Genomic DNA, 13,087 nt, shown 5'->3' on the forward strand with positions numbered 1-13,087 from the left:
CCCCCACGGCGGTGGCGCCCGCCCCTTCGCCCTCCCCCTCGGCCGCCCCCTCGGCCCCCGCCCCGGCCGCTCCGTCGCCCGCGCGGGCGCCGACGGGGGGCGAGAGCCGGCCGGTGTACGAGCTGGACGCCGGGCAGCGGGTGGTCGCCCTCACCATCGACGACGGACCCGACCCCCGGCACACCCCGACCGTCCTGGCCCTGCTGGAGCAGTACGGCATCCGGGCCACCTTCTTCCTGATCGGCGAGAACGCCACCGAGCACACCGGCCTGGTCCGCGAGATCGCCGCCCGCGGCCACCACATCGCCAACCACACCTGGACCCACCCCGATCTGCGGAGCCTCTCCGAGGGCAAGGTCCGCGACGAACTGGAGCGCACCTCCGACCTGCTGCACCGGACCACCGGCAAGGTGCCGAGCTGGTTCCGGGCGCCGGGCGGCGACTGGTCCTCCACGGCCCTGCGGGTGAGCGCCGAACTGGGCATGCGGCCGATGGCCTGGTCCGTCGACCCCCGGGACTGGGCCCGGCCGGGGACCGGCGTGATCACCGACCGGATCCTCCGGGACGTCCGCCCCGGGGCGATCGTGCTCAACCACGACGGCGGCGGGGACCGGTCGCAGACGGTGGCGGCGCTGAAGACCTACCTCCCGGTGCTGATCGACTCCGGCTACCACTTCACCGCCCCGCCGGGGTGAGCAAATGGTCGAATGGAAAAGTCGCGGGAAATACGCTTAAACCACCCGAAAGGATGGATTAGCAGAACCGTTTCCCCTGTTTTTGGGCCTCTAGGGTGATCTCGCACCAATTCCCCAGGTGCCACCGAGTACCGCCTGAAAGGGCCACCCGTCATGCGTCTGCGCAACGCCCTGCTCGCCGCCGTCAGTGCGATCATGCTCGTCCTCGCCGTCCCGGTCTCCGCCAACGCCGCCGACGGCGAATTCCGCTACAAGTACGGCTCCGACTTCACGGGTGCGCTGATCGACCCGAAGAGCCACGCGTGCATCGACCTGCCGGAGGCCACCGAGGAGGAGCCGGCGTACGCGCCGGCGAACGGGACCGCCTCGACCGCCACCGCCTTCCTCGAAGCCGGCTGCACCGGAGCCACCTACTTCGCGCTGCGGCCGGGCGGGCGCGCGGGCAACCGGCTGCTGGTCCGGTCGGTGGTCTTCTCCTGATCCCCGCGGGCGATCCCGTCCCGCCCTGCGGTCCCGGCCTCCGCTCCCGCCCTGCGGTCCCGGCCTCCGCTCCCGCCCGGCGTCCGGCCTTCCGGCGGTCTGCGAAGCGATTTCGTACGAAGCACGGGACAAGCCGGCGATTGGTTGAGACCATTCCGGTGAACCGGCCGTGAACACCGGCCGGTGGAGCGCGTGATGACACCGGGAGCGACCGTGCCGATTCGAACCGCCGGGCTCTCCGCCCGGGCCCGCAGAGTGCTCGTCCTCGCCGTCGTCCTGCTGCTCGCCGCCATCGGCTTCGGGGTGCAGCGGGCGGTGGGCGGCGAGGACGCCGAGCCGGGGGCCGTCGCGGTACCCGCCGGCCCGCGCACCGCCGACCGGATCGTCCCGGTACCGGTCTCCGTCGCCGCCGGCTCCGGCCTCGGCTACCGGATCACCGAGCGCACCGTGGTGCGCACCGTGCCCGGGGCCGAGGCCGTGGAGCGGCAGGCCGGCGAGGTGCGGCGGATCGCCGAGCAGCTCGCCGAGGCGCTGCGCCGCCCGACCGGGCTGCCGCTCCCGGTGGCCGCCGACCCGGGCGCCGACGGCATCAGCCTGCTGCTCGACCCCGCGCTCCCCGAGGCGACCGGCACCGAGGGCTACCGGCTCACCGCCGACGACACCGGCGTGCGGATCACCGCCCGCGCCCCCGAGGGCCTCTTCCGGGGCACCCAGACCCTCCGGCAGCTGCTGCCCCCGCAGATCGAGAGCCCGCGCCCGGTCACCGGCGGCCCGGAGTGGACGGTCGCGCCGGTCACCGTCGAGGACCACCCGCGCTACGGCTACCGGGGCGCCATGCTCGACGTCGCCCGGCACTTCTTCACCCCCGCCGAGGTCAAGGGGTTCATCGACCGCCTGGCCCTCTACAAGCTCAACTACCTCCACCTGCACCTGAGCGACGACCAGGGCTGGCGGATCGAGATCCCGTCCCGGCCCGCGCTGACCGAGGTCGGCGCGATCAGCGAGGTCGACGGCACCCCCGGCGGGTTCTACACCGCCGCCGACTACCAGGAGATCGTCCGCTACGCCCAGGAGCGGTACCTGACCGTCGTCCCGGAGGTCGACCTGCCCGGCCACAGCAACGCGATCCTCGCCTCCTACCCCGAGCTGGACTGCACCCGGAGCGCCCGCCCCTGGCCGTACACCGGGATCGAGGTCGGCTTCTCCACGCTCTGCCCGACCGGCGACGCCGTCCACTCCTTCACCCAGGACGTGGTCACCGAGCTGGCCCGGCTCACCCCCGGTCCCTACCTGCACCTCGGCGGCGACGAGGTGAAGAAGATGTCCCCGGCCGAGTACGCGGCGTTCGTGCGGCGGGTGAACGACCAGGTGGTGGCCGCCGGGAAGACGCCGGTCGGCTGGAACCAGGCCGCGCCGGGCGGCGTCGGGGTGCTCCAGTTCTGGGACGGCCGGGCCGGGCGCGACGTCGAGCTGCAGGAGGCCGCCGAGCGCGGGGCCAAGGTGATCATGTCGCCGTCCGGCCGCAGCTACCTGGACATGAAGTACGAGGCCGGCTACCCGCTGGGGCTGGTCTGGGCCGGCACCATCGACGTCTGGACCGCCTACTCGTGGGACCCGGACACCCTGCTGCCGCTGCCCGCAGGTTCCGTGCTCGGTGTCGAGGCGCCGCTGTGGACGGAGACCCTGGACACCCCGGAGGACCTCGACCTGATGCTGCTGCCCCGGCTGCCCGCCCTCGCCGAGCTGGGCTGGTCCAGCAGGGAGAGTCACTCCTGGGACGGCTTCAAGAGCCGCCTCGCGGAGGAGGGCGCGCGCTGGGAGGCCGCCGGGTACCGCTACGAGAAGCGCCGGGAGGTGCCCTGGCCCGCGCCGTGAACGGGGGCGGTGAACGGGGCGGTGAACGGGGACGGCGAACGGGGTGGGGAATCGGCAGGTGGCGGCGTAGCGTGACGAGAGGGGGTTCGCGCAGATCCCGAGACGGCGCAGGAGGAACGATGTCCGAACGGGAACCGGACCCGGCGGAACAGGAGGAGTTCGCGGGTCGTGTGGTGCAGGTGCTCAACGACGCCTGCCTGGGATTCATGGCCAGCATCGGCCACCGGACCGGCCTCTTCGACACCATGGCCGGCCTCGCACCGTCGACCAGTGAGGAGGTCGCCCGGGCCGCCGGGCTGGACGAACGCTACGTCCGCGAGTGGCTGGGCGCCATGGTGGTCGGCGGGTTCGTCGACTACGACCCGCAGCGGCGGACCTATCTGCTGCCGCCCGAGCACGCCGCGTCACTGACCCGGGCCGCCGGGACGGACAACCTGGCCGGCATGATGCAGTTCCTGGCCCTGATGGGCGAGGTCGAGGAGCGGATCGTCGAGGTGTTCCACAAGGGCGGCGGGCTGCCGTACTCCGCCTACCCGAGGTTCCAGTCGCTGCAGGGCGAGGAGACCGCCGCCGTGTTCGACCAGGCGCTGGCGGACGTCATCGTGCCGTTGGTGCCCGGGCTCACCGAACGGCTGCGCGAGGGCATCGACGCGGTCGACCTCGGCACCGGGCAGGGCCACGCCGTGAACGTGCTGGCCGAGGCCTTCCCGGCCAGCCGGTTCACCGGCCTGGACATCTCCGAGCAGGGCATCGGCACGGCCAAGGCGGAGGCCGCCGCGCACGGCCTGGACAACGCCCGCTTCGAGCTCGCCGACTCCGCCTCGCTGACCGGCTCCTACGACCTGGTCACCGCGTTCGACGTGATCCACGACCTGGCCCGCCCGGACCTCACGATGCGGGCCGTCGCGGCCGTCCTGCGGCCCGGCGGCGTCTTCCTGATGGGCGACATCGCGGCCAGCAGCCGGCTGGAGGAGAACATCGGCCACCCGCTCGCCCCGGCGCTGTACACCTTCTCGACCTTCTACTGCATGACGGTCTCGCTCGGCGAGGGCGGCGCCGGGCTCGGCACCGTGTGGGGCGAGCAGACCGCCCGCCGGATGCTGGCCGAGGCGGGCTTCGGCTCGGTGGACGTCGAACGGATCGAGGGCGACCCGCTGAACCAGTACTACGTGGCCCGGCTGCCGGTCGCGGCCTAGATGTACTGACCGCGTACCGCTGGCCCCGGTCACGGGTGGCCGGGGGCGGGGGTGCGGACGTAGGTTCGAAGGGTCCCCGCGTGAAGGGAGGGCGGCGATGACCGGCAACGGCTACGCACACCCCGAGGCGCTGGTCGGCACCGAGTGGCTGGCGCACCACCTGGACGACGGCACGGTCCGGATCGTCGAGGTGGACGAGGACACCGGGGCCTACGCCCGCGGCCACCTGCCCGGCGCGGTCGGCTGGAACTGGACCACCGACCTGCACAGCCCGGTCGGCCGCGACTACGCCGACCGCGAGGGCGTCGAGCACCTGCTGCGCGCCGCCGGGGTCGAGGGCGACACCACGGTGGTCCTCTACGGCGGCAACGACAACTGGTTCGCCGCCTACGCCTACTGGCTGCTGCGGCTGCGCGGCTTCGGCCCGGTGCGGCTGCTGGACGGCGGGCGCAAGAAGTGGGAGCTGGAGGAGCGCGAGCTGACCGAGGAGGTCATGGACTACCAGCACAGCCCCTACCGACTGGCCGGGCCCGAGCACCCGGAGGTGCGGGCGCTGCGGGACGAGGTGCTGGCGAAGGCGGAGGTGTTCGCCAAGCCGGGGTCGGACGCGGTGCTGGTGGACGTCCGCTCGCCCGCCGAGTACCGGGGCGAGGCGCTGGCCCCGCCCCACCTGCCGCAGGAGCAGGCACAGGTGCCCGGCCACATCCCCGGCGCGGTGAACATCCCCTGGTCGAGGGCGGCCAACGAGGACGGCACCTTCCGCTCGGCGGAGGAGCTGCGGGCGCTGTACGGCGGGCAGGGCGTGGAGCCGGAGCGCGAGGTGATCGCCTACTGCCGGATCGGCGAGCGCTCGGCGCACACCTGGTTCGCGCTGAGCGAGCTGCTGGGGTACCCGCACGTGAAGAACTACGACGGCTCGTGGACCGAGTACGGTTCGCTGGTGCGGGCGCCGGTCGCGCTGGGGGAGCAGAGGTCCTGAACCATACGGTGTATGACGGCCCGCCGGAAGTTCATGACGGGCCGTCACCGTTCGGCGGCGCCCTGATGTCGGCCTGTATCTTCTTATGAACATCTCATTGTTCAGGCGTAGGGCAGGGGCCGTTGGGACAAGGATCGATCCGACCCGTTGTCCCAGTGACCCTGTGGAGGACCCCCGTGCGCAAGAGGCTGATCGTCTCTGCCGCCGCCGGCGCGCTCGCCCTGCTCCTGTCCGTCCCCGCCTCGGCCGCCCAGGCCGGCCCGGGCGCCGCGGGCATCGGCGACCCCTACTACCCGTACGCCGGCAACGGCGGTTACGACGTGTCGCACTACGACATTCGGCTGAAGTACCAGCCCGCGACCGACGAACTGGAGGGCACCACCACCATCCTGGCCACCGCCACCCAGGACCTCACCCGGTTCAACCTGGACTTCGTGCTCCAGGTCAAGGAGGTGCTGGTCAACGGGCGCACCGCCGCCTTCGCCACCTCCGGCGATCAGGAGCTGCAGATCACCCCCGCCCGGACGATCGCCAAGGGCAGCCCGATCACCGTCGTCGTCCGCTACGCCGACAAGCCCGGCGAGGTCGAGCGCGGCGGCTACTCCGCCTGGATCCGCACCGCCGACGGCGGCGTGGCCGCCAACGAGCCCGAGGGCTCCGCCTGGTGGTACCCGAGCAACGACCACCCCACCGACAAGGCCACCTTCGACGTCTCGGTGCTGGTGCCGAACGGCACCCAGGTGATCAGCAACGGCACCCTGACCACCAGTCAGCGGCCCGGCTGGACCCGCTACAACTACCGGCAGACCAAGCCGCAGGCGACCTACCTGGCCACCCTGGCGGTCGGCAAGTTCGACCTCCGCCAGGACACCACCCCGGGCGGCCTGCCCGTCATCACCGCCTACAGCCCCGACCTCGGCGCCAACGCGGGTGCGGCGCGGGCGAGCGTCGAGCGCACCGGCGAACTGGTCGACTGGCTGAGCGGCGTCTTCGGGCCCTACCCGTTCGACACGGTCGGCGGCTACGTGCCCAACGTGCCCACCGGGTACGCGCTGGAGACCCAGGGGCAGATCTTCTACAGCCCCGCGCAGTTCGCCCGCGGCTCCAACACCTCCGTGGTGGTGCACGAGCTGGCCCACCAGTGGTACGGCGACAGCGTCTCCGTGCAGCGCTGGAGCGAGATCTGGCTCAATGAGGGCTTCGCCCGGTACTCGCAGTGGCTCTGGTCGGACCACGAGAACGAGGGCACCACCCAGGAGCTGGCCGACTTCATCTACGACATCTACCCGGCCGACGACCCGTTCTGGACGATCAAGCCGGGCGACCCGGGGCCGGACCACCAGTTCGCCGGCGCCGTCTACGACCGGGGCGCGATCGCGATCCAGGCGCTGCGCAACGCCGTCGGCGACGACGCGTTCTTCAGGATCCTCAAGGGCTGGCCGACCGAGCGCAAGTACGGCAACGCCACGATCCCGCAGTTCCAGGCGTACGCCGAGCGGATCTCCGGCAAGCCGCTGGGTGCGCTCTTCAACACCTGGCTGTACACCCCGGGGAAGCCGGCGGCGGGCACCTCGGGCATCGGGGCCGCGCCGGCCGCGGCGAGCCTCGCGCCGGGCGCCCGGCCGGGTGCGCGGCCGGAGCCGAAGTCCTGGAAGAAGATCCAGGAGACCAACACGGTGCACGAGCACGAGCACCGGTGATGACCGCCCGTCATACCCGCTAGCGGTACCGGGGCCCGGCCGTCCGGACGTGAGCGGACGGACGGGCCCCGGTGCTCGGTTCAGGCCTGGGCGGTGCGCTTCTCCTCGGTGAGGATCAACTCCTCGATGCCGCGGAGGAACCGCTCCATCGCGGGCCTGGGGAGCACCGCCGGGTCGGCGGTCATGGCGAGTTGCAGGGCGGTGGGGGTGTTCAGCGCGTCCAGCGCGTAGGTCAGTCCGGGGCGCGGGTCGAAGTCGACGGGCCAGTCGAGGGTGGTGGGCCCGGCCTCGTCGGGGACCGGTGCGGCCCGGGCGGCCAGGGAACTGGGGAGCAGGTCGCGGGTGTCGTTGAAGACGCAGGAGCGGTCGGCGAGCGGCACCTCCTCGGCGGTGAGGCGCTCGATCTCCGCGTCCAGCAGGTCCCGGTCGTAGTAGGCGTGCCGGTAGGCGGCGATCGACGCGGCGTGGGTGCGGCCCACCGCCTGGCCGAAGTCGCCGTCGGCGTCGTGGAGATGGAACAGGGCGTCGCCGGCGACCACGCTGACGGCGTCGGTCAGGCCGGACAGGAAGCGGTTGTTGACCACGACCTGGAGCACCGCGTCCGGGCGGCCGGCCAGCCGGGCCGTCATCGCGGCGGCGGCCGCGAGCAGGACCGTGGAGGAGCCGGTCCGGTGGGCGGCGGCGACCGTCTCGACCGCGCGCAGCAGGGCGGGTGAGCTGAGCACGGCGTTGGGGAACCGCTCGCCGGAGCCGGTCCCGGCCGCACCTGCGGCCGTGTCCCCGGCCGTGTCCCCGGCCGTACCTCCGGCCGGGTGGCCCGCGCCGCGCTCCGGGAACAGCCGGACCGGGGCGGCGCGCAGCTTGCGCAGGGCGTGCGCCCGGGCGTTGGCGTCGCGCTTCAGGCCGCGCTCCGAGGTCTGGAACGCGGCCTCCTCCAGCGGCTGCTGGGGCGAGCGGGCGGCCCGGATGTCCTCCGGGCCCGCGCCCAGCGAGAGTTCGCTGAGGTCGCGGACCAGCAGACCCATGCCGGTGCCGTCCACCGCCGTGTGGGAGAGCACCAGCGAGATGTGCCGGACCAGGCCGTCGGCCACCACCAGGCCGGCCCGGACCGGCCACTCGGTGGCGCAGTCGAACGGCAGCCCGGCCAGCTCCTCGTGCAAGGCGTCGCCGACGGCGGTGAGTTCCTCCCGCCCGGTGCCGGCCGCGCAGTCCCGGACGTGCACCGTGAGCCGGCCCTCCGGATCGACCTGCTGGCGCAGGCCGGTGCCGTCCGGCCCGGGCAGCAGCCGGGTGTGCAGGGAGTCGTGCAGGTGGAGCAGGTGCCCGAGGGCGTCCAGGACCGCCGGTAGCGGGAGTCCCGGATCGAGCGGGGCGGCGGTGGTGATGTTGAAGCGGGGCCGGTCCGCGGGCGCGGCGCGGTTGACGACGCCCCAGATGGCCCGCTGGCCCCAGGTGGCGGGTCCGCTGCCGCGGCGGCCGGCGGTGAAGGGGATCTCCAGTTGTCGACTCGTGGTCACCGTGGTGGTTCTCCGATGCGCTGGTTCGAACTCGGTGGGCGATGCGGATGGTTCGGATGGTGTGGATGGGGCGCGGTGGGAGCCGTCCCGGAGAGTCTGCTGCACCGCCCCGACACCCGTCGAGACCCCGGCCGGCGGGTGCGGCCGGCCGTCAATGCAACAGATGAGTCCGAATCCGATCGAGTGGTTGATGTTCTCGTCCGGGTGATGTCGGTTCCGTCGCGTCGTGTGGGCACCAAGAGTGGTGCGTCATGACCACTGAAGACGTGAGCGTTCGCGCCACGAAGAGCACGACCACCACCCCCGACGGCGGGGCGCTCCCCGCCGGACCCTCGCGGCGTTCCGTCGTCACGGTGACCGGCGCCTCGGTGCTCGCCGCCGGGCTCACCGCCGCCTCCGCCGTGCCGGCGGGCGCGCTCGCCCCGGCCGCGGCGCCGGCCCTCGCCCCGGCCGCCGCGCCGCCGGGCACCGACGAGCAGGCGTACACGACGGTGGCCCGCGCGATCGCCGTCTACGACGAGCACGACCGGCCGCTGGTCCCGGGCTATCTGAAGATCGTCCGGGACGGCCTGCCGACGGGACGCGCGCGGGCCACCAAGCGCGTCCTGGTCGTCGGCGCCGGACCGGCCGGGCTGCTCGCCGCCGACCTGCTCAACCGGGCCGGCCACGACGTCGTCGTCATCGAGGCCAACGGCAACCGGGTCGGCGGCCGGATCAAGACCTTCCGCGGCGGCGGCCACGAGAACGGGCAGCAGCCGTTCGCCGACCCCAAGCAGTACGCCGAGGCCGGCGCGATGCGGCTGCCGGAGAGCCACCCGCTGGTGATGGCGCTGCTCGACAAGTACGACCTTCCGCGCCAGGAGTTCCTGCTGGTCGACGTGGAGGTGGAGAACCCGACGGTCCGGGCCAACCGGGCCTGGATCCACGTCAACGGCCTGCACGTCCGCCGCGCCGACTACGAGGCGGACCCCAGGGAGGTGAACGGGAGCTTCGGCGTCACCGGCCCCGACCTCGGCAGGACCGCCGCCGCCATCTACGCCGACGCCCTCGAACCCGCGCTGCGGCTCGTCCGGGGCAAGGAGGGCGCGGCGCTCGTCGAGGGCTGGGCCGAGGTGCTGCGGCAGTACGGCCACTGGTCGATGTACCGGTACCTCACCGAGGGGGCCGGGCTGGACATCCGGACCATCGACCTCGTCGGCACCATCCAGAACGTGACCTCACGGCTGCACCTCTCCTTCGTGCACAGCTTCCTGTCCGCCGCGCTGATCGACCCGAGGACGAAGTTCTGGGAGATCAAGGGCGGCACGGCCCGGCTCGTCGACGCCCTCTACGCGGCGGTGAAGGGCAAGGTGCGGGTCGACCGGCGCGCGGTGCGGGTCGACCGGCAGGACGGCAGGGTCCGGGTGCACACCGTCTCCGAGGACTGCCAGAGCGGCCGGGGCGGGGTCACCGAGGTCTTCGAGGGCGACGAGGCGATCATCACCGTCCCGTTCGCCGGGCTGCGGCACGTGGCCTTCGACCCACCGCTCGGCTACGGCAAGCGGCGGGCGATCACCGAACTGCACTACGACGCCGCCACCAAGGTACTGCTCGAATTCTCCCGCCGCTGGTGGGAGTTCACCGAGGAGGAGTGGAAGGCGTCGCTGGACGGCATCGAGGCCGGGCTCTACGAGCGCTACCGGGCGGGACTGGTCCCCGACGGCCGCTACCTGGGCGCGCACGCCTCGGTGCGGCAGCTGGGGGTGACCGTCCCGGAGGACCTCAGGACGTGCTTCGCGGACTTCCGCCCGCTCGGCGCCGACCCGGCGGCCTCGCACATCCGCGGCGGCGGGTCGGTGAGCGACAACGCCAACCGGTTCGTCTACTTCGAGCACGCCCACCCGATGGAGGGCAGCGACGGCGGCGTGGTGCTCGCCAGCTACAGCTGGTCGGACGACGCGCTCAAGTGGGACGCGTACGCCGACGAGGAGCGCTACCTGCGGGCGCTCGCGGGGGTGCAGGCGATCTTCGGGCGGCGCTGCGAGGTCTTCTTCACCACCAAGGCCAAGACCCAGTCGTGGGTGCGCGACCACTACGCGTACGGCGAGGCCTCGGTGCTGCTGCCCGGCCAGCACACCGAGCTGTTCCCGGACATCCCGGGCTCCGAGGGGCCGCTGCACTTCGCGGGGGACCACACCTCGACCAAGCCGGCCTGGGTCGAGGGCGCGCTCGAATCGGCCGTCCGGACGGCGCTGCTGGTCCACCAGGGCTGAGCCGGCGGCCCTCCGGGGCGGGGCGATCCCCGTGGAGTGCGGGGATCGCTCCGGGCGAGGGACGACGGACGGGGGAGTGGGGGGTGGGGGTGGCGGTGGGGCCGCGGGTCAGCGGCGGGTGGCCGTGACCAGGTGGTAGTCGAGCAGGCCGTCGCGCCAGGCGCCGAGGAAGTTGCGGGTCCAGTGGCCGGGCGGGACGGTGCCCTCCAGGAAGCGGTCCAGCCCCGGCCACACGTCCGTCCCGATCGACTCGGTGGCGACGTCGCCGAACCCGGCGGCCGCGAGGTCGGCGGTGAACGCGTCGAGCGGGTGGGCGACGTCGAGGCCGTTGGCGAAGCTGCCGAGCAGGATGCTCAGCCGCTCGGCGACGTCCGGCCCCGCGGCGGTGAAGAACGTGGTGACCACCAGCCGCCCGCCCGGCCGCAGCACCCGGGCCGTCTCGCGGGCGAAGCCGGTCAGCTCCCGGAAGTGCTGCGCCGCCTCGACCGAGTACACGCCGTCCAGCGAGGCGTCCGCGAACGGCAGGTCGTCCGCCGAGCCCAGCGAGTAGGCCAGCCGGTCCGGGAACGTCGCCAGCGCCTTGGCGTTGACCGCGCGGGCGCGCTCGATCTGGTCCGGGTGGATGTCGACGCCGGTGACCGCCGCGAAACGGAACTCGCAGAGCGCGAGCGCCGCGCCCAGCCCGCGCCCGCAGCCCACCTCGCCCAGCCGCAGAGACTCCCGCGGACCGGGGAAGGCGCGCAGCACCCGGCGGTAGAGGTCCTCCTGGCTGCGGACCCGGTCCTCGGGTGTCGGCGCGGTGGTGCGGATGCCGCTCCAGTCACCGAAGTTGATGAATCCACCGCCGAAGCCGGCGGCCCGTGACAGATCGTCGGCACCGTAGGTCTGGCGTACCGGTCCGGGGATGCGGTCCTGGCTCATGGCTCGCTCGGGCTCCTCGTGTGTAGTGGCGGCGGCCGATGGGGGGGTGGCGACGGGCGGGAGAGCCGGTGCTCCGGGCTCCGCGGGCGCGCGCCGCTGTACGTACCCAAACATGCCCAGAACGGAACTACCCGAAGGAAGGGGTTTCGCGCGACAACACGCAGGCCAATCGGGTGGTGAGTGATACGGGATGATGAGCATGCTTGCTGTCGTGGCATCGGCTCCCTCGCCCCCGCACCCTACCGCTGCGCGGCGTGCCCGGTGCCCCCGCCGTACCCCCTTCGGGCCCTACGCGCCGGAGAAATTGACCGGCGCGGCGGCCGTGCGCCCTGGGAGACTGCTCGCCGGATCGTTCGGACACGAGTGGGACGGGGAGCGGCATGGGGACGGACACGGGGGACGGACGGATCGCACCACCGCTGACCGGCGGCGAGCGGGAGACGCTGCGGGCGTTCCTGGACTTCCACCGGGCGACGCTGGCGATGAAGTGCGCCGGGCTGACGGACGAACAGCTGCGGCTGGCGTCGAGCCCGCCGTCCACCCTGACGCTGCTCGGCCTGGTGCGCCACCTCGCGGAGGTCGAACGGACGTGGTTCCGGCGGGTGATCAACGGCGAGGACATCCCGCTGCTCTGGTCCCCGGAGGGCGACTACCAGGCCGCGTACGACGCGAGCGGCGCCGACCGGGCCGAGGCGTTCGCCGCCTGGGAGGCCGAGGTCGAGCACGCCCGGCGGATCGAGCGGGAGGCGGCGTCGCTGGACGTCGCCGGGTACCAGCCGCGCTGGCAGGCGGAGGTCTCGCTGCGGCTGGTGATGCTGCACCTGATGCACGAGTACGCGCGGCACAACGGGCACGCCGACCTCCTGCGCGAGGCCGTCGACGGCTCGGTCGGGGCCTGACCTGCCGCCGGGTACCGGGCCGAGCGCACCCCGCTGGTGACCGGCGGTCAGGACGTGCGGGTGCGCCGGGCGGTGGGTGTCGGTGGCCGCTGCGAGGATCGCCCCCGTGAACGCCGGGAGCGCCGGGAGCGCCGGGAGCGCCGTCACCCGGACCGCCGACCTGCCCGCCACGGTCGCGCTGGTCCCTACCCTGCACGGCCTCGACGGCTGCCGGACCGGGGCGGACGTCGAGCGGCCGGTCGCGGCCGGGCCCGACCGGCGGATCCGCCGGGTCTCCGACGACCTCCTGGTCGTCGGCCTGCGGGCCGGCCTCCCCCGGCCGCCCGGCGCCGGGCTCGGCCCGGTGGCGGGGCTGGTGCCGTGCTCGCCGGAGGGCTTCGGTGCGGGAGGCCGTGGAGGGGTGCCGGGTGGGGCCCGGGTCCTCTCGGCGACGTGCAGGTGCCCGCGCCGGGCCGTCGCGCACACCGCCCCGCCGGCTCCCGCCGGGGTGACGCATGAGACGACGGTTCGTCATGGGGCTCCAGGGGCGGCGCAGTTCGGGACAACGGGCGCTCACCAGGAGAGGTGTGGACC

The 13,087-nt window shown here is 73.4% G+C and carries 10 protein-coding genes; 8 read left to right on the forward strand and 2 right to left on the reverse strand.

The genetic code is table 11. The annotated features are described in order from the left end of the window. The 6 genes from ACFXAM_RS09855 to ACFXAM_RS09880 form a co-directional block, all read left to right on the forward strand. On the forward strand, positions 1–695 hold a 695-nt coding region (locus ACFXAM_RS09855; RefSeq protein ID WP_380289284.1), incomplete at its 5' end, for a polysaccharide deacetylase family protein. Between the two features lie 153 nt (positions 696–848). After that, positions 849–1,175: a hypothetical protein gene (locus ACFXAM_RS09860; RefSeq protein ID WP_380289286.1), complete on the forward strand. Its 327-nt coding sequence runs from the start codon at positions 849–851 to the stop codon at positions 1,173–1,175. Between the two features lie 213 nt (positions 1,176–1,388). Continuing rightward, complete coding sequence (locus ACFXAM_RS09865; protein WP_380289288.1) at positions 1,389–3,050, forward strand: beta-N-acetylhexosaminidase; 1,662 nt, start codon at positions 1,389–1,391, stop codon at positions 3,048–3,050. Positions 3,051–3,169: 119 nt separating this feature from the next. Continuing rightward, positions 3,170–4,246 (forward strand): class I SAM-dependent methyltransferase, encoded by a 1,077-nt coding sequence (locus ACFXAM_RS09870; RefSeq protein ID WP_380289290.1) that lies wholly within the window; start codon positions 3,170–3,172, stop codon positions 4,244–4,246. Positions 4,247–4,343: 97 nt separating this feature from the next. Beyond that, positions 4,344–5,225, forward strand: a complete 882-nt coding sequence (locus tag ACFXAM_RS09875; protein WP_380289292.1) for a sulfurtransferase — start codon at positions 4,344–4,346, stop codon at positions 5,223–5,225. Positions 5,226–5,401: 176 nt separating this feature from the next. Continuing rightward, positions 5,402–6,925: a M1 family metallopeptidase gene (locus ACFXAM_RS09880; protein WP_380289294.1), complete on the forward strand. Its 1,524-nt coding sequence runs from the start codon at positions 5,402–5,404 to the stop codon at positions 6,923–6,925. Between the two features lie 80 nt (positions 6,926–7,005). Here the strand turns inward: ACFXAM_RS09880 and ACFXAM_RS09885 are convergent, their stop codons facing one another. Further along, positions 7,006–8,442: a non-ribosomal peptide synthetase condensation domain protein gene (locus tag ACFXAM_RS09885; RefSeq protein ID WP_380289296.1), complete on the reverse strand. Its 1,437-nt coding sequence runs from the start codon at positions 8,440–8,442 to the stop codon at positions 7,006–7,008. A 251-nt stretch (positions 8,443–8,693) separates the two neighbouring features. On the opposite strand from ACFXAM_RS09885, the gene ACFXAM_RS09890 reads away from it, so the two are divergent. Beyond that, a complete protein-coding gene (locus ACFXAM_RS09890; protein WP_380289298.1) occupies positions 8,694–10,694 on the forward strand; it encodes a flavin monoamine oxidase family protein in 2,001 nt (666 codons plus the stop codon). Between the two features lie 108 nt (positions 10,695–10,802). Here ACFXAM_RS09890 and ACFXAM_RS09895 read toward each other — a convergent pair whose 3' ends face one another. Further along, on the reverse strand, positions 10,803–11,615 hold the full coding sequence (locus ACFXAM_RS09895; protein WP_380289300.1) for a class I SAM-dependent methyltransferase: 813 nt from the start codon (positions 11,613–11,615) through the stop codon (positions 10,803–10,805). Between the two features lie 380 nt (positions 11,616–11,995). On the opposite strand from ACFXAM_RS09895, the gene ACFXAM_RS09900 reads away from it, so the two are divergent. Continuing rightward, positions 11,996–12,514 carry a DinB family protein gene (locus ACFXAM_RS09900; RefSeq protein ID WP_380289302.1) on the forward strand — a complete coding sequence of 173 codons (519 nt, stop codon included), beginning with the start codon at positions 11,996–11,998 and terminating at the stop codon, positions 12,512–12,514. Positions 12,515–13,087: the final 573 nt, after the last annotated feature.

The sequence above is a fragment of the Kitasatospora sp. NPDC059462 genome, assembly GCF_042749955.1.
GTDB lineage: Bacteria > Actinomycetota > Actinomycetes > Streptomycetales > Streptomycetaceae > Kitasatospora.